At 61.3% G+C, this 19,039-nt stretch carries 21 protein-coding genes and 1 tRNA gene; 1 reads left to right on the top strand and 21 read right to left on the bottom strand.

From position 1 onward, the window contains the following. Positions 1–9: 9 nt before the first annotated feature. The 10 genes from U5771_RS26405 to U5771_RS26360 form a co-directional block, all read right to left on the bottom strand. Positions 10–2,682 (bottom strand): TrlF family AAA-like ATPase, encoded by a 2,673-nt coding sequence (locus U5771_RS26405; protein WP_322026688.1) that lies wholly within the window; start codon positions 2,680–2,682, stop codon positions 10–12. 89 nt (positions 2,683–2,771) lie between these two features. Next, the gene (locus U5771_RS26400; RefSeq protein WP_322026687.1) at positions 2,772–3,749 is read right to left on the bottom strand and encodes an HNH endonuclease signature motif containing protein; all 978 of its coding nucleotides are present in this window, start codon (positions 3,747–3,749) and stop codon (positions 2,772–2,774) included. 170 nt (positions 3,750–3,919) lie between these two features. After that, positions 3,920–5,071, bottom strand: coding sequence for a hypothetical protein (locus tag U5771_RS26395; protein ID WP_322026686.1), 1,152 nt, complete (start codon positions 5,069–5,071; stop codon positions 3,920–3,922). A gap of 939 nt (positions 5,072–6,010) precedes the next feature. Further along, positions 6,011–6,086 (bottom strand) — tRNA-Thr (locus U5771_RS26390). A 19-nt stretch (positions 6,087–6,105) separates the two neighbouring features. After that, complete coding sequence (locus U5771_RS26385; protein WP_322026700.1) at positions 6,106–6,627, bottom strand: ClpXP protease specificity-enhancing factor; 522 nt, start codon at positions 6,625–6,627, stop codon at positions 6,106–6,108. A gap of 71 nt (positions 6,628–6,698) precedes the next feature. After that, entirely contained in the window at positions 6,699–7,310 is a 612-nt protein-coding gene (locus U5771_RS26380) for a glutathione S-transferase N-terminal domain-containing protein (RefSeq protein ID WP_006400565.1), read from the bottom strand. A 94-nt stretch (positions 7,311–7,404) separates the two neighbouring features. After that, on the bottom strand, positions 7,405–8,163 hold the full coding sequence (locus U5771_RS26375; protein WP_322026685.1) for a cytochrome c1: 759 nt from the start codon (positions 8,161–8,163) through the stop codon (positions 7,405–7,407). A gap of 21 nt (positions 8,164–8,184) precedes the next feature. Continuing rightward, entirely contained in the window at positions 8,185–9,567 is a 1,383-nt protein-coding gene (locus U5771_RS26370) for a cytochrome bc complex cytochrome b subunit (protein ID WP_322026684.1), read from the bottom strand. Beyond that, the gene (petA, locus tag U5771_RS26365; protein ID WP_322026683.1) at positions 9,564–10,184 is read right to left on the bottom strand and encodes a ubiquinol-cytochrome c reductase iron-sulfur subunit; all 621 of its coding nucleotides are present in this window, start codon (positions 10,182–10,184) and stop codon (positions 9,564–9,566) included. The genes U5771_RS26370 and petA overlap by 4 nt, the downstream gene beginning before the upstream one ends. Before the next feature lie 218 nt (positions 10,185–10,402). Then, positions 10,403–11,149, bottom strand: a complete 747-nt coding sequence (locus U5771_RS26360) for a Nif3-like dinuclear metal center hexameric protein (protein WP_322026682.1) — start codon at positions 11,147–11,149, stop codon at positions 10,403–10,405. Between the two features lie 21 nt (positions 11,150–11,170). Between U5771_RS26360 and U5771_RS26355 the strand changes: the two genes are divergently transcribed. Beyond that, positions 11,171–12,376 (top strand): S1C family serine protease, encoded by a 1,206-nt coding sequence (locus tag U5771_RS26355; RefSeq protein WP_322026681.1) that lies wholly within the window; start codon positions 11,171–11,173, stop codon positions 12,374–12,376. A gap of 239 nt (positions 12,377–12,615) precedes the next feature. Here the strand turns inward: U5771_RS26355 and tatC are convergent, their stop codons facing one another. The 11 genes from tatC to U5771_RS26300 all read right to left on the bottom strand — a co-directional run bounded on the left by tatC (position 12,616) and on the right by U5771_RS26300 (position 19,010). Next, entirely contained in the window at positions 12,616–13,398 is a 783-nt protein-coding gene (gene tatC, locus U5771_RS26350) for a twin-arginine translocase subunit TatC (protein WP_322026680.1), read from the bottom strand. 41 nt (positions 13,399–13,439) lie between these two features. After that, on the bottom strand, positions 13,440–13,967 hold the full coding sequence (tatB, locus tag U5771_RS26345; protein ID WP_322026679.1) for a Sec-independent protein translocase protein TatB: 528 nt from the start codon (positions 13,965–13,967) through the stop codon (positions 13,440–13,442). Positions 13,968–13,993: 26 nt separating this feature from the next. Then, entirely contained in the window at positions 13,994–14,224 is a 231-nt protein-coding gene (tatA, locus tag U5771_RS26340; protein WP_034183658.1) for a Sec-independent protein translocase subunit TatA, read from the bottom strand. 93 nt (positions 14,225–14,317) lie between these two features. Further along, positions 14,318–14,683: a histidine triad nucleotide-binding protein gene (locus U5771_RS26335; protein WP_166722065.1), complete on the bottom strand. Its 366-nt coding sequence runs from the start codon at positions 14,681–14,683 to the stop codon at positions 14,318–14,320. A gap of 29 nt (positions 14,684–14,712) precedes the next feature. Beyond that, positions 14,713–15,105, bottom strand: a complete 393-nt coding sequence (locus U5771_RS26330) for a hypothetical protein (protein ID WP_322026678.1) — start codon at positions 15,103–15,105, stop codon at positions 14,713–14,715. 71 nt (positions 15,106–15,176) lie between these two features. Then, complete coding sequence (locus U5771_RS26325; protein ID WP_044845953.1) at positions 15,177–15,542, bottom strand: phosphoribosyl-ATP diphosphatase; 366 nt, start codon at positions 15,540–15,542, stop codon at positions 15,177–15,179. After that, positions 15,539–15,955, bottom strand: coding sequence for a phosphoribosyl-AMP cyclohydrolase (gene hisI / locus U5771_RS26320; RefSeq protein ID WP_044845954.1), 417 nt, complete (start codon positions 15,953–15,955; stop codon positions 15,539–15,541). The genes U5771_RS26325 and hisI overlap by 4 nt, the downstream gene beginning before the upstream one ends. After that, positions 15,955–16,728 carry an imidazole glycerol phosphate synthase subunit HisF gene (hisF, locus tag U5771_RS26315; RefSeq protein WP_322026677.1) on the bottom strand — a complete coding sequence of 258 codons (774 nt, stop codon included), beginning with the start codon at positions 16,726–16,728 and terminating at the stop codon, positions 15,955–15,957. Before hisF ends, hisI begins: the two co-directional genes overlap by 1 nt. A 104-nt stretch (positions 16,729–16,832) precedes the next feature. Continuing rightward, on the bottom strand, positions 16,833–17,588 hold the full coding sequence (hisA, locus tag U5771_RS26310; RefSeq protein ID WP_043191766.1) for a 1-(5-phosphoribosyl)-5-[(5-phosphoribosylamino)methylideneamino]imidazole-4-carboxamide isomerase: 756 nt from the start codon (positions 17,586–17,588) through the stop codon (positions 16,833–16,835). A 163-nt stretch (positions 17,589–17,751) separates the two neighbouring features. Then, on the bottom strand, positions 17,752–18,393 hold the full coding sequence (gene hisH / locus U5771_RS26305) for an imidazole glycerol phosphate synthase subunit HisH (protein WP_044845955.1): 642 nt from the start codon (positions 18,391–18,393) through the stop codon (positions 17,752–17,754). Continuing rightward, positions 18,390–19,010: a YchE family NAAT transporter gene (locus U5771_RS26300; RefSeq protein ID WP_322026676.1), complete on the bottom strand. Its 621-nt coding sequence runs from the start codon at positions 19,008–19,010 to the stop codon at positions 18,390–18,392. The genes hisH and U5771_RS26300 overlap by 4 nt, the downstream gene beginning before the upstream one ends. Positions 19,011–19,039 lie beyond the last annotated feature (29 nt).

Raw genomic sequence — 19,039 nt, 5'->3', positions numbered from 1 at the left:
AATAGTCGATTAGTATCCGTACACCTCTTGCCGACGCTTGAAAGCCTTTTTGCTACCTTCGAGAATCGTGCAGACGATGTCCTTGGTATGGCTTGTGTCGATCGACCCGCGATCTCTGATCACGGACACTTCGCTAGCACCGCGCAACGGGATGATCAGCTCAGCGTCTCCAAGGACAGCGATGTTAGGATTGTGGGTGACGATGATGACCTGCCGGTGCTCTTTGATGCTGCGGAGCGAACGCACAACCGTCTTGTAAATGAACTCGCCGTCGAGGTTATCCTCCGGTTGATCGATGATCAGAGGCACGCGGCTTTTCGAGAACAGCAGCACTGACAGAAGGATGGCTTGCTGTTGCCCTAGGGAGAGCTTGGCGAAGTCGCGGATCTGATGGCCCTTGGTGCCATCTGGCTTGTCGATGATCCGCGTTACCTTGATTTCGGGCTTGTCTTCAAACGCGATGCGCTCTAGAGCGCACCGCGCCTCCCACTCGTTGAGCTTTCCGATGATGTCTGCCGCATCAGCCTTGGAAAACACGCGGTTCCCCTCTGCGTCGCTTAACTGTTCGAGCGCCGAGGTATCCTTTGCAGCCACTGCGGCCAGAAGTCGAGCCGGCGAAAGCATGGCGGCGATGAGCGCAGCGCGCGGAACCTGTGAGGTTCGCCAGTTCATGGTGATCTTGATCAACTCTTCCATTTCTGTGGAGAGCAGCCCTTCATAGAACTGAATCTTGACCTTGTAATCCACTACGGATATGGCGAGATTGCTGTTCATCGTCGTCGCAAACGCCTGACGGGCATTAAATATTTTCGCGCGTAGATCAACCCGCTCCTGAAGCAAGCGCCTGCGCTCCTTGAAGGCCTCCTGCTGTTTCGGCTGACTCTTCCTTAACTCGGTTAGTCGAACCTGCAGGTCGGCGGCATCCTTGGTAACCTTGCGGATGAAGGCCATATCCAGCTTGATGTTCTGCTTCTCCAGATCCCGGCGGATCTCCTCGATCTTTTCCTGAGTCTCCCGCTCGCGCGCAATCCAGACCTGAAGCTGCGCCGCAATGTTGTCATTTGCTCCGACGACCTTCTGCTTGAGCTGACCGGAGAGCGTTTCGATCTCAGTCGCGAGGCCATCGACGAGCCCTTTGACAACTTCAAATTCCGCCTTGCCGACGGCAAGACCGTTGCCATCAATATCCACCGTCAACTTGCGCAGTTCGTCACCAGTCAAGCTGTTGGTGATCGAGGTGAGAAGCTCATCCAGGTTGCGCTTCAGGCCCTCGCGGAATCGCCTCTCTCTGGCCAGTTTCTCCTCCAGTTCGACGACTTGGCTGGCGTTCTGCTTCTTCAGGACTGCGACCTGGGTATCCGCGACTCCCTTCGCCTTCTCCGTAGGGGCGATCTGGTTGATGTTGATCTGTAGTGTCTCGATCACCCTCTGATTGGCGAGGATCGCATCGCGCAAGGCTTCGTCTTGCTCGCGCAATTCGCCGAAGTCGATGAAGCCATCCAGGAACCGCAGGAGGATCGACGGATCATCATCGCAATGCTGGATAGTGTCAGCCGTTTCTCCTTGCCCATAGCTTTCAATGGCGACAACCGTTGGCCCTTCTGGATCGCCGTTTACGACGTCGCAGAGCTTGCTGCGGGTCAGCGTATGTCGTTGCCCTACTTCGTCCTCATAGACGAGCGAAATTTCATCTGGCCAGACTTCGGAGTCGATGATTGTGCTTTCCGCGGCGTTGCCGGATGCAGCGCGAAGTGACTCCAGAAGGGTCGACTTTCCGGCGCCGCGCCCGCCAATGATGCAGGTCAAGTTCGGACTGAAGTGCACAATCTGATCCTTTAGGAAGCCCCCCTCCAGTTTCATTCCTACAAACTTCGGTATGGACATTGGAATAAGGTCTTCCAGGCGTACACGCGCCGCCGCATCCATGAGCGCGATTCGTAGCGATCCGAATGTCAGGGTGTCCATCTTTAGCCGAGTCAGCTTTCTGTTGCCGCTGGCGTTACGACCCAGCGCATTGAGGGTGTGAGCATCTGAGGACATCACTTTTGCGAGATCAATCCCGTCTTCAAGGCCGAGAGCCTTGCATCGAGCTACAACGCAGTTTCGCCGATTTGCATCTGCGTCGTCGTGAGAAAACCAAGCACTGTTAGCGACATTGGCGATCTCCAGACCCAGGAGGTTTGGGCAGTTGAAAACTTCCTGTTTGAATGCGTCAAATTTTGGGTGCGCCTTCTCAAAACCACTGTCCAGTTCGATATGCGCGCAGATACCAAAGCCGTTGAACTCTTCGGCAAAGCGGAGGCACTGGGAAATGGTGTTGTGGCAAGCCTTTCGGTCGTCCGAGATTGTCAGTTTTCCGAAGAAGCGCTGCAGTTGGTCAGCCGTCTCAAAGTAAACAAGCAGATGCCCTTGGGGCGTTGACAATTCCACGCCTGGGATAACGAGCAACTGCTTGCCGTCAGCATATTTCAGCGCCGGACGGACGTTGGCGACCTGGTTGTGATCGGTAATCGCGACAAGGTCCAGTCGCTCCGCTATCGCCGTATCAACAATGCCCTCGGGAGTCATCGTAGCGCCCGTCACATCGTATGAACCGCCCTCGCCGAATGAGTGAATGTGCAAGTCAGCGCGGCGAAACTGTGCGCCGTTGGATTCGTTCTGAATTTCTTGTAGCAGAGACAAGTCATCCTCCTCATTTGGAAGGTACTTTCGATCATCGGAGCGCATCCGCTCTATACTACTGTCACTAACGTTTCCTGCTCATAGAGCAATCAGGTCGCCTCAGGCGGACGCATGGATCGGGTCCGCTCGCGGTGTCTGTTCAGATAGCAACGCTGGGCGTGAGATGGTGCCGTCAAGAGCCGCATGCCGGCGTGGACGCCTAAAGCGGCCTGTGCATCTGCATTTAGGCGCGGCGAAATCAAGATGACACCGTCGTCGTCAAAGGCAATTAAACCCGCTTCAAACAACGCGTCCAAATTGGCAGTCAGCAAGAGTCCGTTCTCGGGATCATGACGCGCGCTTGGCGCGTCAGCGCAATCGGCCCAACGGTGGATGTGGCACGCACGAAGAACTTCAGGCGTAGTGACGCCTGTCAAGGCGCAGCAACCATGCAGCGCCAGCAGCGCTGTGCGAAAACGACCCTGCCCAATGCGGCCATTGATCTCACGCCGAGACTCAGTTGATAGCGCGTCGCTGTTCGCCAACGCATCCAGTTCCGCATCGACCGGATCAGGGGTAACTCGAATTCCCAGTTCACTTGCCCTAGCCGCGTTGAGCAATATCGCCGGACTGGTAGACACGGGCAACCCCAATGCCTCACATGCAGGGACAAAGTCGCCGCCGATCAACACTTCCAGCGGCTCACTGCCCGGGATTGAGCCACTCTCCCTCATTCGCCTTGATTGCTCGTCAAGCGCTAAACCCCAGCCGACCGCCAGATCCGACTCGCCTTCGTACGACTCTCCGTCTTCAAGACGATTGAAGCGATAACCCAACCGGCGAAGGTGGCGTCGCCATTGGAAGTATTCGGTGCCGTCAAGCTTGGCTTTCGCAGTGGTATGAAGACCCGCTGCCTCGCACGCCAATGCAACAATTACCTTGATTGGAAATTCACTCCCGCCAATGCTCACCATCCACCGTGTCCGCGCCCGGAATCCAGAAGGAAGGCCGCGCTGATTGATGGCGGTGATAGCACTATCGACGTGCTCCCGCGTGACCTTGTATTTTAGTTGCCGCTCACTCAGCATGCGATTCTCTTTTGCACGATTTCAAAGCCAAGTGCCGAAGCGCCGGCGAGGAAGCCTTATACAGCCAGTCGCCCCTCTGGCACATCACCGTCTCCCTTCAACCGCCAGAGCTGTGATCGCAAGCGTAGAAACTATAAGGGTTTGCCCCGCTTGCTGCTGTTAATCCGCTCTCATCCAGCCGCCCTGCTGTGTGGAGGTCGCAGCGCTTCGGGTAGCAATTCCGGATTGTAACGTTCGATCAACTGTCGGATGCGGCGTACATCCCTGACGTCAACTTTGAAGCCGGCACTGCGCAGGTTCTTGGCAGCCTCGCGACTTACGCTTTCATCGAATGAAGCCAGAGAAGCGGATTTCGTTGAAGAAGCACGGACAAGTGCTTCGACAAATACTTCTAATGCAAAGCCATGGCGCGAATTGATATTGGCAAATTCGGAGCGATCTTGGCGATCTTGATCAACTGCAGCCTCCTGTTCCCGACGTGTTCTGAGTTCGTTGGCATCTTCAAGACTCCACGCTACAACCCGACGAACTGGATATTGACTTGGATTAGGGGTGTTCATTTCAATCTCGTCGCGAATTACGAAGTCGAACGCATTTATGACATCCACCTCAAAGCTACATTCAAGCTGCCTAATCAGATCCTCATATGCGGAGCGCACGGCACAAATCAAAATCGAGTCAACAACATCGTCATTGTAGGTCGTATAAGGCCCATAGCTTTCGCGCGGTTTCGGTCGCAGATTACCTACGCCACGAATGTACATGAGCTCATTGGAAGCTCTGCTATCAAACGTCGGCTCTTCATCGCCGAAGAAACAGCGAAAATCTGGTGGTTGGAGCCATTTCCGTGATGGAATCAAATTAAAGTAGTTTACAGAAGGACCTTCCCAATCAAATTCCGTGTCCTCCCAGCCTCCCGGATGCCAGCACACGGAGAGATTGTTCATTTTTGTGATGTACGCAGACAATTCAATACGAGGTTTAGCCGAGCCGTCTTTTTTTAAACGGGCAATCATCTGCGTGATGTCAAGCATTTGCCAGTTAACCAACTTCGCAAAAGCCTTACCTGGATGTTCGTCTTTCCATTTGATTAAATCAGAAAGAACGGTCTGCCTACTAGGCGGACGCTCGTTGCGCTCAATATCGTTAATCTCGATACCCAAGCGACCGAGCTCTTGTAAAACATGAGACACATAAAAACCAGCGGATCGAGGCATCACATTATGCCAACTGATCGGACGAAACAGTTTCAGTCTAGCTGGCAACGGTGTCGTGACTGAAATTTTGCGTCGTGGACGCCCACGACCTGAAGTATTGGTCATAACGCTTACTCCACTGTGATGTGCACTAATACTTTCTCTGCCAGTCGCCTGGCACGTAACGACAAGCCATGCATACTCGATTTCATGGTGGCATCTGAATTACGAGATCAATGACGCAGCGAAGGCGAAGCGCACCCCTAAAAACCGTTTTGAGATCGAAAAACACCAAATATACCAACGTTTCTACCCCCCCGTCGGCGTCAACCGCGTCGAATCTCAGGTTGTCGTAGGACCATGTACGAAACGAGAAGTTACGCGCTCTGCTCCATCAAAATTGACTTATCAACTACGGGTTTATCCCAGTGAACGATAGCAGACATATACGCCCGTGCCGACCGCGAACCTCGTTAGCAGCAGTGCATAGCTGGTGTGACGGAACGCAATGCGCAGAGGGCATGCAAATAACTCACGCCGAGTGCTCTTGTCGGCGAATTCGTTCCGTCAGATTGTCACGTATTGACTTGAAAGCGGTCTAGAAGGATAGAGCGACGCGCGAAAAACGATTACTTACGCGTTTTCGCACGACCTCGGTTGAAATGAATCCTTCGGACGATTAACGCTCAGAGCATTGAATTCTGCGATGCAGCAGGGCACCGACCGACAAGAGCTCATTTCAAAAAAATTACTAACATATGTAACTATCTGGATTTTCTTGGGTAAATCTATGGGCGGCCATGGACGCCTCCCCGCCCGGGCAGCCACCGCCCCCCACGGAGGGTGGCCTTGGGCGAAAAGAATTACTACCCGTGCAGAAATTCGTGGCGCGACAGGGAGAGATTCATCGCACGTGCCTACGGCACCCCTCTGCGACGTTACTTCCAAGGCACGCACATTGGCGTCTTGACGGCCGACCAACCCCAAACGGATTACATGGCGGTTACATGAAGACGAAAACGAAAAGGGGCTACGAGACAAAATCTCGTAACCCCTTGTCAGATATGGTGCCGGCTGCAGGACTCGAACCCGCCACCTGATGATTACAAATCAACTGCTCTACCAGATGAGCTAAGCCGGCGTAAGCGCGAGATTCTACCTCATTTCACGATCTTGAGGCGAGGTCTGCTGCCGCCTTTCGAGCCATCTCCGTCGGTTTTCGGCGGTTCATCCGCGCCTTCTGACGGTTCCTCATTCGCACCGCTATCGACAACCGGCGTCAGCACCGCAGGCGACTCGTCGCGCCGCGCCTCATCGGCCTGCTCGGCCTCGTCTTCGAACGCACCCGAATCCGCGCCCTCGCCCGCCACCGCATCGACCTGGAACGCCATCCCCTGGCCGTTCTCCCGCGCGTAGATCGCGAGCACGTTGGCCACCGGAATCTCGATCTTGTGCGCCTTCCCGGAGAACCGGGCGGTGAACTCGATCCACTCGTTGCCCATCTGCAGCTGGCTCGTCGCCTCGAAGCTGATGTTGAGCACGATCTCGCCGTCACGCACGAACTGACGCGGCACGCGCGTCGAGTTGTCGACCCTCACCGCGATATGCGGCGTGTAACCGTTATCGGTGCACCACTCGTACAGCGCGCGCAGCAGATAAGGCTTCGTTGAAATCTCTTGCATCACAATCCTCGAACCCGGAGCGGACACGCGGCACGCCGCGCCGCCCGCTCCGTCTTGCCTTCATTGCATCATCAACGACGCATGACCTTTTCGGACGGCGTCAGTGCTTCGATGTAGGCCGGACGGCTGAAGATCCGCTCGGCGTACTTCATCAGCGGCGCGGCGTTCTTCGACAGCTCGATGCCGTAGTGATCCAGACGCCACAGCAGCGGCGCGATCGCGACGTCGAGCATCGAGAACTCCTCGCCGAGCATGTACTTGTTCTTCACGAAGATCGGCGCGAGCTGCGTCAGGCGATCGCGGATCGCGAGGCGCGCCTTCTCGTGGTTCTTCTCCGCTGCCTTGCCCTTCTCGTTCTCGAGGGTGCTGACGTGAACGAACAGCTCCTTTTCGAAGTTGAGCAGGAACAGGCGCGCACGTGCACGCTGCACCGGGTCGGCCGGCATCAGTTGCGGGTGCGGGAAGCGCTCGTCGATGTATTCGTTGATGATGTTCGATTCGTACAGAATCAGGTCGCGCTCGACCAGAATCGGCACCTGACCGTACGGGTTCATCACCGAGATGTCTTCCGGCTTGTTGAACAGGTCGACGTCACGGATCTCGAAATCCATGCCCTTCTCGAACAGCACCAGCCGGCAACGCTGGGAGAACGGGCAGGTTGTGCCGGAATACAGAACCATCATATTTGCGTTTCCTCAAAAAAGCCGAGGGCCGGCACGCGGCGGAACCCCTTTCACGGGTTCCGCCTTGCGCCGGCCCCACGCCGATCAGGCGTGTTTACTTGATATCTTTCCAGTACGCGGCATTGAGCCGCCAGGACAGGAAAGTCAGGACGCCGAGAAAGACCAGCACCCACACGCCGAGGCGTTTGCGGGTCTGCTGGGCCGGCTCGGACATCCATGTCATATAGGCCACCAGGTCGGCCACCGCAGCATCATAGTCCGGCGACGACAACGTCCCCGGCGTGACCTGCTGGAAGCCGACGAGCGTGTGAACCTTCTCGCCCGTCTCCTCGTCCGTCTTGTCTTCGAATTTGGCAGTGCGCTGCCCCTGCAGTTGCCACAATACATGGGGCATGCCGACGTTCTCGAACACCGCGTTGTTCCAGCCGCTCGGCCGCGCATCGTCGCGGTAGAAACTCCGCAGATACGTGTAAAGCCAGTCGCGGCCGCGCGCCCGCTCCTCGACCGACAGGTCGGGCGGCATGGTGCCGAGCCAGTTCTTCGCGTCTTCGGGCCGCATCGCGACGGACATCGTGTTCCCGACCTTGTCGGTCGTGAACAGGAGATTCGTTTCGATCTCCTTCGGGGATATGCCCAGATCCGTCAGACGGTTGTAGCGCATCAGGTTCGCGCTGTGGCAGTTCAGGCAATAGTTTACAAACAATTGCGCGCCGTGCTGAAGCGAAACGAGATTTTCCGTGTTATCGGGCGCCCGGTCGAGCGGAAAATTACCTTCCGCGCGTACGGCCGGCGCCGCCAGCAGCGCAACGGCCGTCGCCCCGATCAGTGCGAGCGTCGAAAGCAGTTTCTTCATGTCGTTCTCTCCTCGCTCACGTTAATGGGGCTTGAAGCGCACCCGCTCCGGCGGCTGCTTGAACGTGCCAAGCGGCGTCCAGACGGGCATGCCGAGGAAGAACGCGAAGTAGATCAGCGCGCAGCCCTGCGCGATCAGCGTCGAGACCGGCGATGGCGGCCGCGTGCCGAGGAACGCGAGGGTCAGGAACGCCGCGACGAAAATCCCGAGGAACACCTTGTGGAACAGCGGCCGGTAGCGGATCGACTTCACCGGGCTGCGGTCGAGCCACGGCAGGAAGAACAGCGTGATCACCGCCGAACCCATCACGACGACGCCCCAGAACTTCGATTCGGTCAGGAACATGAACACGACGATCGCGGCAGCCAGCACCGGCAGCCCGACCTTCCACTTGCCGCGCGCGCGAATCAGCGCGAGCACGCCGAGCAGCGCGATCACGATCATCAGCACGATCTTGAACGGATCGGTGGTCGCGCGCAGCATCGCGTAGAACGCGGTGAAGTACCAGACCGGCGCGATCTCCGGCGGCGTCTGCAGCGGGTTCGCCGGGACGAAGTTGTTCGACTCGAGGAAGTAGCCGCCCATCTCCGGCGAGAAGAACACGATCAGCGCGAACACCATCAGGAACACGCAGACACCGAAGAAATCGTGCACCGAGTAGTACGGATGGAACGGGATGCCGTCGAGCGGCACGCCGTTCGCGTCCTTCTTCGCCTTGATCTCGATGCCGTCCGGGTTATTTGACCCCACTTCGTGCAGCGCGACGAGGTGCGCGATCACGAGGCCGACCAGCACGAGCGGAATCGCGATCACATGGAACGCGAAGAAGCGGTTCAGCGTGACGTCGGACACGACGTAGTCGCCGCGGATCCACAACGACAGGTCCGGGCCGACGAACGGAATCGCCGAGAACAGGTTCACGATCACCTGCGCGCCCCAGAACGACATCTGGCCCCACGGCAGCAGGTAGCCGAAGAACGCCTCGGCCATCAGGCACAGGAAGATCGCGCAGCCGAAGATCCACACGAGCTCGCGCGGCTTGCGGTACGACCCGTACATCAGCCCGCGGAACATGTGCAGGTACACGACCACGAAGAACATCGATGCGCCGGTCGAGTGCATGTAGCGGATCAGCCAGCCCCACGGCACCTCGCGCATGATGTACTCGACCGACGCGAACGCGAGCGTCGAGTCGGGCTTGTAGTTCATCGTCAGGAAGATGCCCGTGACGATCTGGTTGACGAGCACCAGCAGCGCGAGGGAGCCGAAGAAGTACCAGAAGTTGAAGTTCTTCGGCGCGTAGTACTCGGAAACGTGCTTCTTCCAGGTGGACGTGAGCGGGAAGCGCTGGTCGATCCAGCCGGTGAGACCTGTCGTGGAGACTTCCTTGTTGTCGGCCATCACGCTTCTCCTTTCTCGTCCTTGCCGATCACGAGGGTCGTCGCCGACGTGAACATGTAGGGCGGGATGTCGAGATTCTGAGGCGCCGGCTTGTTCTTGAACACGCGGCCGGCGAGGTCGTAGGTCGAACCGTGGCACGGGCACAGGAAACCGCCCGGCCAGTCGTCCGGCAGGTTCGGCTGCGGACCCGGCGTGAAGCGTTGGCTAGGCGTGCAGCCGAGGTGCGTACACACGGCCATCACGACGAGAATGTTCTTGCGATCGGCCCGCGAGCGATATTCGTTCGCGCAATACGCGGGCAACGGCATCGAATACGGGGATTTCGAGGTCGGATCGGCCACTTCCTTGTCGGCCTTGACGATGTCGGTCAGCATGTCGTCGGTGCGATTCAGGATCCAGACCGGCTTGCCGCGCCACGGCACGGTGACCATCTCGCCGGGCTTCAGGCCGCTGATGTCGACCTCGACCGGTGCACCGGCCGCTTTCGCTTTCGCGGACGGCGCGAGCGACGCCGCGAAAGGTATGACGGTGGCTACGCCTCCCACGCCACCTGCTACGGATGTCGCAATCAGCCAGGTACGGCGGCCGCTGTCGACGCGTTTCTCTTCCTTGTCTCGCATCACACGCCCCACTTCTGAGTTGGATTTTCCGTCACGACTTTCCATTCCGCCGCTAGTTTGCGCGAATGGAGTCGCCATTTACAAGGCCCGGAGACGAAAATCCCTTCGAAGTAGTTGATAGTTAAGGGTTTTCCCCCACTATCGGAGCGATTAAATCATTTCGCTTTTAAGCATCCGCTACATTGCGAAATTTCGATGCGCTGCCGCAAATCCGTCGCTCAGACCGGATTATGAATGTCGATAAAAAGGTGTTCGATATCGAATTCTTCGGACAAGTGGGCGCCCAGCGCCTGGATTCCGTAGCGTTCGGTCGCATGGTGCCCTGCCGCAACGAACGCGACGCCGCTTTCGGCCGACGCGTGCGTGACGGATTCCGACACCTCGCCGGTCAGGAACACGTCGGCGCCGGCCTCGATCGCCGCGTCGAAGTAGCTTTGCGCGGCGCCGGTGCACCACGCGATGCGGCGCAACTGCATGTCCGGATCGCCCAGCACGAGCGGCGTGCGGCCGAGCGTGCGCTCGACCTTCGCGACGAAGTGCTCGAGCGAGACGGGCATCGGCAGCGTGGCCATCCAGCCGAGGTCGCCGTCGCCGAAACGCTGCTCGCCGAGCAGCCCGAGCTTCTGGCCGAGCTGCGCGTTGTTGCCGAATTCGGGGTGCGCGTCGAGCGGCAGGTGGAACGCGAACAGGTTCAGGTCGTTCGCGAGCAGCAGCTTCAGGCGCTGGTACTTGCGGCCGGTGATCTGCGGCGCCTCGTTGCGCCAGAAATAGCCGTGATGGACGAGCACGGCATCCGCCCCCCATTCGAGCGCGGCTTCGAGGAACGCGACCGACGCCGTCACGCCGGTGGCGATCTTTTCGATCTTGCGGCGCCCCTCGACCTGGAGGCCGTTCGGGCAATAGTCCTTGAAGCGCGCGATTTCAAGGGTATTGTTCAAGTACAATTCAAGTTCGATCCGATCCATATAAACCTCTAATCCATTCAGATGCTTAGACGCTTCTGGCTGTTCTTCGCGCAGGCGGTAACCGTACTGCTCGCGCTGATGTTCATCGTCGTGACGCTCAAGCCGCAATGGCTGCAACGGCAAGGACAGCTCGGCAAGCAGCTCGCCACGCCGATCGTCGCGCTGCGGGAAGTCGCGCCGGGCATCGGCGGCGCACCCGCGACCACGTCGTACGCGGAAGCCGCGCAAAAGGCGATGCCCGCCGTCGTCAACGTCTTCTCCAGCAAGGACGGATCGCTGCCGCCCGATCCGCGCGCGAAGGATCCGCTGTTCCGCTACTTCTTCGGCGACCGCAACGCCCGCAAGCAGCAGGACGAACCGGCCGCCAACCTTGGCTCGGGCGTTATCGTGAGCCCTGAAGGTTACATTCTAACGAACCAGCACGTCGTGGACGGCGCCGACCAGATCGAAGTCGCGCTCGCCGACGGCCGCACGGCCACCGCGAAGGTGATCGGCAGCGATCCCGAAACCGACCTTGCCGTGCTGAAGATCAACATGACGAACCTGCCGACGATCACGCTCGGCCGTTCGGACCAGTCGCGGGTCGGCGACGTCGTGCTCGCGATCGGCAACCCGTTCGGCGTCGGCCAGACGGTCACGATGGGGATCATCAGCGCGCTCGGCCGCAATCACCTCGGCATCAACACGTTCGAGAACTTCATCCAGACCGACGCACCGATCAACCCCGGCAACTCGGGCGGCGCGCTGGTCGACGTGAACGGCAACCTGCTCGGCATCAACACGGCGATCTACTCGCGCTCGGGCGGCTCGCTCGGCATCGGCTTCGCGATTCCCGTGTCGACCGCGCGCACCGTGCTCGAAAGCATCATCACGACGGGCTCGGTCACGCGCGGCTGGATCGGCGTCGAGCCGCAGGATGTCACGCCGGAAATCGCCGAGTCGTTCGGGCTCCAGCAGAAATCGGGCGCGATCGTCGCGGGCGTGCTGCAGGGCGGCCCGGCCGACAAGGCCGGCATCAAGCCGGGCGACATCCTCGTGAGTGTGAACGGCGAGGAGATCACCGATACGACGAAGTTGCTGAACACTGTCGCGCAGATCAAGCCGGGCTCGCCGACCAAGGTGCACGTCGTGCGCAAGGGCAAGGAGTTCGACGTGAACGTCGTGATCGGCAAGCGCCCGCCGCCGCCGAAGCAGACGCTCGACGAACAGGACAGCGACAGCGAGTGACGTCCGGCGGGCAGCGGCGCATGGGCGCCGCGGGCCGCGGATGGAAGTGAAAAAGGGCAGCCGGTCAGGCTGCCCTATTGTTTTGCCTTGCATCGAAGCGCTTTCGCCACGGTGAAGCTGCCGGTGAAGCAGCGTTCCCCTCACGGTCCGCCCCTTCCGATCGACCACCCGGCGTCAAGGTTGCAGCGCGATCTGATCGACGACGGCCAGCGTGCCGGCCGCCGCGCGCCATTGCTTCATCAACTCGCGGCGCCGTTCTCCGCCTCGGGTGCTTCCGTCGGCTTCGGCACGAAGAAGCGCGCGGCCAGCAGCCCGATCTCGAACAGCACGACGAGCGGCAGCGCGAGCATCAGTTGCGAGAACACGTCCGGCGGCGTGACGACCGCCGCGACGACGAACGCGCCGACGATCACGTACGGCCGCATCTCCTTCAGCTTCTTCAGCGTCAGCACGCCCATCCGGACGAGCAGCACGACGATGATCGGTACCTCGAACGTGACCCCGAACGCGATGAACATCCCGAGCACGAAGCTCAGGTAGTTGTCGATGTCGGTCGACATCTCCGCACCGAGCGGCGCGTTGTAGTGCGCCATCACGCGGAAGATCGTCGGGAACACGAGGAAGTACGCGAACGCCATCCCGCACAGGAACAGGAAGTAGCTGCTGCCGACGAGCGGCACGACGAGCTTCTTCTCGTGCTGGTACAGCCCCGGCGCGACGAACGCCCAGATCTGGTACAGCACGATCGGCAGCGCGATCACGAGCGCGACGAGCATCGTGACCTTCATCGGCACGAAGAACGAGCCGGTGACGTCGGTCACGATCATCCTGCCGCCCTTCGGCAGGTTTTCCATCAGCGGCCGCGCGAGCAGCCGGAAGATGTCGGGCGCCCAGTACACGAGCCCGAGGAACACGACGATCACGGCCAGCCCCGCGCGAATGATGCGATCGCGAAGCTCGACGAGATGGGAAATGAAGGTTTCTTCCGGGGCGTCGCCCGGATTCTGCTGGGGGTCGCTCACACCGGCCCTCGGTAGGATTGACGAGCGAGCATGCGCTCGGCTCAGAAGAAGCGCGTCGGCCGGCGCAGGCTGGCCGGCTGGTGGCGCGCGACACGCGCGGCGCCCGACTGCACGTGCGTGCGGCGGGTCGTCGCGCGCTTGTACCAGACAGGCGTCGCCGCCTGTTTCACGCGCCAGTTGCGGCGCTTCGGCGCGAGCGCCGTGCTGCCGCGCCACGACGGCGCCCCGGACGTGTCGGAGCCGTACGTGCCGGCATCGACCGAGCCTTCGTTAAGGCCGCCGACCGCGGAATGCCACGTGTCGTTCAGTTCCTTCTCGTGCTCGCGCAGGTTGTCGTGAATCGTCGTCTCGACATTGCGCGCGGCCGTCTCGAAATCGGTCTTCATCGTCCGCAGCGCGTCGAGTTCGATTTCGCGCGAGACCTCGGCCTTCACGTCGTTGATGTACCGCTGCGCGCGGCCGAACAATGCGCCGGCCGTACGCGCGACGCGCGGCAGGCGCTCGGGGCCGAGCACCACGAGCGCGACGACGCCGATCAGCGCCATCTTCGAAAGACCGAGATCCAGCATCGAGAATGCCTGTCAGCGTGCCGGCGTTACGCCTTGTTCGAGTCGGAACGCGTCGTTTCCTTCGCGTTGACGTCGACCGAGCCCGAGCGCGGCAGTTGCTGCGCGTCCGCCGGCGTCTCGCCTTCCTTCATGCCGTCCTTGAAACCCTTCACGGCGCTGCCGAGGTCGTTGCCGATGTTGCGCAGCTTCTTCGTACCGAAAACCAGCGCGACGATCAGCAGCACGATCAGCCAGTGCCAAATGCTCAATCCACCCATGATGAAACCTCTCCTCAACCATGCCGCGGCGCGGCGCAAATCGCCGGCGGCACGCCGGCTTCGACTATCGATGCGGGGAAACGCCCCGCGACGTCAACCCATCCGCAGCCACGGGCGCGGGCCGGCCAGAATGTGCGCGTGCAGGTGGTAGACCTCCTGCCCGCCGCCGGGGCCCGTGTTGATCACCGTGCGAAAACCGGTTTCGCCGCCCGTATACGCGACGCCGAGCTGGTCGGCCAGACGCGCGACCAGCAGCATCAGCCGGCCGAGCATCGGCGCATCGGCCTCGCTCGCCGCCGACAACGTCGGCAAGTGCCGGCGCGGAATCACGAGCACATGCGTCTCGGCCGCCGGGCGGATGTCGCGGAACGCGACGAATTCGTCGTCCTCGTGCACCTTCGCGCTCGGGATCTCGCCCGCCGCGATCTTGCAGAACAGGCAATTCGGATCGTGACTCATGTTGCTCCTGCGAAACGCCCGCGCACCGGTCAGAACCAGGCCTGCGGATCGAGCGTCTTGTTGTCGTTCAGGTACAGCCAACCCTTGATGATACGGTACAGCGTCCAGATCCATGTGACAAACATGACGACGAATCCCACCGCCACGAACATCAGCGCGAAGCCGATCACGTAGGCGATCAGCGCGCGCCAGAAGGTGCGGATCTGCCACTCGAAATGGTCGGCGTACGGCGTGCCGGCCACATCGCCGCGCTTCACGTAGTTGATGATGATCGCGATGATGCCGGTGACGCCGCCCGTCAGCCAATGAATCGCGTAGAGGCCATACAGCACGTGCGTCAGCGTGCGCAAACCGTTCAGTCGCTCGGCGTCCGCGGCACCCGGCACCGACGGTGGCGGAAACTGGCTCGGCGTATCGGTCATGATGCTACCCCCGTTGGATGACAATTCTTACAGCTTACCGCACTGTTGCCGGCGCGGCAGGCCATCGGCCGTCACCCGCCGTTTTCCTCGCGCTCGCGGCGCTTGCGCAGCGCCTTTTCCTCGATGCCCGACAGCCCTTCGCGGCGCTCGAGTTCGGCGATCACGTCGGCCGGGCTCAGGTCGAAATGCGACAGCATGACGAGGCAGTGGAACCACAGATCGGCCACCTCGCCGACCAGCGCCGTCGGCGCGCCGCCCTGGCGCACGTCCTTCGCGGCCAGCACGACTTCGGTCGCCTCTTCGCCGATCTTCTTCAGCACCGCGTCGTCACCCTTGTGGAACAGGCGCGATACGTACGATTGCTCGGGGTCGCCGCCCTTGCGGCTATCGATCACGGCCGCGAGGCGCAGCAGCGTGTCTTCGGTCGATTGCGTCATTTGTAGATGTGTTCGGGGTCTTTCAGCACCGGATCGACCGCGACCCAGTCGCCGCTGTCCACAGTGCCTTCGAATTTCTGGAAGAAGCACGAATGCCGGCCGGTGTGGCATGCGATGCCCGACACCTGCTCGACCTTCAGCAGCACGACGTCCTCGTCGCAGTCGAGCCGCACCTCGTGCACGTGCTGCACGTGGCCCGACTCCTCGCCCTTGAACCACAGGCGCTTGCGCGAGCGCGAATAGTAGACCGCGCGCTGCGTCTCGATCGTCTTCGCCAGTGCCTCGCGGTTCATCCACGCGAACATCAGCACGTCGTTCGTCGACGCTTCCTGCGCGATCACCGGCACGAGGCCGTTGTCGTCCCAGCGGACCTTGTCGAGCCACGCGGGCAGGGATTTCGTTTCCGTATTCATCACAGCCTCACCGGGATGCCCTGGTCGGCCATGAAGCGCTTCGCCTCGCCGACCGTGTGCTCGCCGTAGTGGAAGATGCTCGCCGCCAGCACCGCGTCGGCGCGGCCGTCCTTGATGCCGTCCGCAAGGTCCTGCAGGCAGCCGACGCCGCCCGATGCGATCACCGGCACCGGCACCGCGTCCGACACGCCGCGCGTGAGCGCGAGGTCGAAGCCCGACTTCGTGCCGTCGCGGTCCATGCTCGTGAGCAGGATCTCGCCCGCGCCGAGCTCGGCCATCTTGCGCGCCCATTCGATCGCGTCGAGGCCCGTGCCCTTGCGGCCGCCGTGCGTGAAGACTTCCCAGCGCGGCGCCTCGCCGTCGGCCGACACGCGCTTCGCGTCGATCGCGACGACGATGCACTGCGAGCCGTACTTGTCGGCCGCGTCGCGCACGAGCTGCGGGTTCGCGACCGCCGACGAATTCATGCTGACCTTGTCCGCGCCGGCGTTCAACAGGCGCCGCACGTCCTCGACGGCGCGCACGCCGCCGCCGACGGTCAGCGGAATGAAGACCTGCGACGCGACGGCTTCGATGATCGGCAGGATCAGGTCGCGCTGGTCGGAGGTCGCGGTGATGTCGAGGAACGTCAGTTCGTCGGCGCCCTGGTCGTCGTAACGGCGGGCGATTTCGACGGGGTCGCCGGCATCGCGCAGTTCGACGAAGTTGACGCCCTTGACGACACGCCCGGCAGTCACGTCCAGGCAGGGGATGATGCGTTTAGCTAGAGCCATGATGTGCGCCATAGGCCGCGGTGGAACGGCCGGTTGCGGAAGCCTCGCGCGAGGCTTCCGGTCGGGGCCGCCTGCGGGCAGCCCCGGCGAACGGGACACCGCGGTTACGCGTTGTCGAGTTCGCCGTTCAGTTCGTCCGCGCGCTTTTGCGCGGCCGCGAAATCGAGATCGCCGGAGTAGATCGCACGGCCGCAGATCACGCCTTCGACGCCGTGCTCTTCCACTTCGCACAGGTTCTCGATGTCCGTGAGGTTCGACAGGCCGCCGCTGGCGATCACCGGAATGCCGACCGCCTGCGCGAGCTTCACGGTCGCCTCGATGTTGATGCCCTGCAGCATCCCGTCGCGGCCGATGTCCGTGTAGACGATCGACTCGACGCCGTAGTCCTCGAACTTCTGCGCGAGATCGATCACCTCGTGGCCGGTCAGCTTGCTCCAGCCGTCGGTCGCGACCTTGCCGTCCTTCGCGTCCAGCCCGACGATGATGCTGCCGGCGAACGCGGTGCACGCGTCCTGCAGGAAGCCCGGGTCCTTCACGGCCGCCGTGCCGATGATCACGTAGGACAGGCCGGCGTCGAGATACTTCTCGATCGTCTCGAGGCTGCGGATGCCGCCGCCGAGCTGTACGGGGATTTCGTCGCCGACTTCGTCGAGGATCGCTTCGATCGCCTCGAGATTCTTCGGCTTGCCGGCGAATGCGCCGTTCAGGTCGACCAGATGGAGCCGCCGGGCGCCGAGATCGACCCATTTGCGGGCCATCGCCGCCGGGTCCTCGGAGAAAATCGTGGCCTGGTCCATATCGCCCTGTTTGAGGCGCACACACTGACCGTCTTTGAGATCGATGGCCGGAATCAGCAACATAGCAATCGGGTGTCGTCGTGGAAAATGAAAAGAATCCGGCGCGTACCGGCCAAACCGGTGCCGCGCCGTCTCGCTAGTTTAGTACAACTCTTTCTGCTCATAGGCGGGCGAGCCCCGCACGACGGGCCTTTCCGGCCCACCGACTGTGGCACGCACGCGACGTTCACGGCTTCCAGTGTACGAAGTTGCGATACAGACGCAACCCGACTTCCGCGCTTTTCTCGGGGTGGAATTGGGTCGCGAAGAGATTGTCCCGCGCGACCGCGGACGTAAACGGCGCGCCGTAGGCCGTTTCGCCGACCGTGTGCGCCGGGTTGTCCGGGCTCACGTAATAGCTGTGCACGAAGTAGAAATACGCGTCGTCGGGCACGCCGTCCCACAGCGGGTGCGGCTGCGACTGGCGCACGCGGTTCCAGCCCATCTGCGGCACCTTGAAGCGCGAGCCGTCGTCCTGCAGCCGGCCGTCGAGCTCGAAACGCACGACCTTGCCGGGCAGCAGGCCCAGGCCCTTCGTGTCGCCTTCCGCGCTCCAGTCGAACAGCATCTGCTCGCCGACGCACACGCCGAGCAGCGGCTTCGTGCGCGACGCCTCGATCACCGCTTCCTGCAGCCCCGATTCGCCGAGGCAGCGCATGCAGTCGGGCATCGCGCCCTGGCCGGGCAGCACGACGCGGTCGGCCGCGCGAATCGCGGCCGGCGTGTCGACGATCGCCACGTCGGCGGCCGGTTCGGCCTTCTTGAGCGCCTGCGCGACCGAGCGCAGGTTGCCCATCCCATAATCCACAATCGCAATCGAAGTTTTCATCTCAGTGCAGGCAGTAGCGCCCTCAGTCCATTGACGATGAATTCCACCGCCAGCGCCGACAGCATCAGACCCATCAGCCGCGTGGCGATGTTGATGCCGGTGCGGCCGATCCAGTTCGCGATCGGCTCGGCAAGCCGCATCGCGAAGAAACACAGCAGAGCCAGGACCGCGCCGATCGCGACGAGCCCGGCTCGCTCATACCAGTGATGCGAGTTCGCCGCATAGATGATCACCGTGCTGATCGAGCCGGGGCCCGTGAGCAGCGGAATCGCCAGCGGCACGACCGCGATGTTGTCCTTCAGCTCGGCCTCGTGGCGCTCCTCGGGCGTCGATCGCGTGTTGCCGATCTGCGCGTTCAGCATGTTGATCGCCATCAGCAGCATGATGATCCCGCCGCCCACTTCGAGCGAACCGACCGAAATGCCGAAGAAGTTGATGATCTGCTGCCCAAGCAGCGTCGTCACCGTCATCACGCAGAACACCGACACCGACGCGATCCGGATCGTGCGGCGTCGCTCGTCGTCCGTCTGCTGCGCCGTCAGGCTCAGGAAAAACGGTACCGCGCCGACCGGGTTGATCAGCGCCAGCAGCGAAATGAACGATTTGAGCAGATCCATCGCAAGCCGGCGCGCCGCGCCGAAGCCGT

The sequence above is a fragment of the Burkholderia sp. BCC1977 genome (genome assembly GCF_905339595.1).
Lineage (GTDB): Bacteria > Pseudomonadota > Gammaproteobacteria > Burkholderiales > Burkholderiaceae > Burkholderia.
This window is presented reverse-complemented; position numbering and strand designations above follow the sequence as displayed.